The 520-nt window shown below is 58.1% G+C and carries 1 protein-coding gene; it reads right to left on the bottom strand.

Annotated elements, in window-relative coordinates; all coding sequences use genetic code 11:
* On the bottom strand, positions 1–520 hold a 520-nt coding region (locus tag RMSM_RS40660; RefSeq protein ID WP_040764105.1), incomplete at both ends, for a hypothetical protein.

Genomic DNA, 520 nt, shown 5'->3' with positions numbered 1-520 from the left:
CACCCACCGCATCGATGTCGGCTCCGACCGCACCGGTGGTCGATGTGCCTTGTCCAAGGTCGGTCAACCGCACAAACCCGAAGCGGTCTTGTGCATTGAAACCGAACGCGTCAAGGTCGATCGTGGCATCGATGCCTGCGACGACGCCGACATTGATAAAGTTGACGCCATCGCGGCTGATCTCAACCGAAACCCCTTCAATCGAACCGGTTTCAAAGATCACCAAGTCCGGTCGCGCGTCGCCGCTGCCGGTCAAGTAGTTGTCGGTAAAGCCGACCGTCAAGACGCCGCGACGTCCAAGCGATGTGGTGAAATCGCCCACGGTAGGCTCGAGCCCGCGGCCGACCACATCGGGAGCCCCGAGTGCTCGTGCTGGGTTGTCAAAGCCAGCTGAAACATTTGCTCCGGCGGTGTAGCTAACGACGGTGTCGGCAAACGAGATTTCACCTTCGTCAAACAACAAGTCGTTATAGATATCAGGGAACGATTCGTCGGCACGGTTGACGTTACCGCCAACAAT

It is taken from the genome of Rhodopirellula maiorica SM1 (assembly GCF_000346295.1).
Lineage (GTDB): Bacteria > Planctomycetota > Planctomycetia > Pirellulales > Pirellulaceae > Novipirellula > Novipirellula maiorica.
Note: the sequence above shows the minus strand (reverse complement) of the source record. Positions and strands in the feature narration are given on the sequence as shown.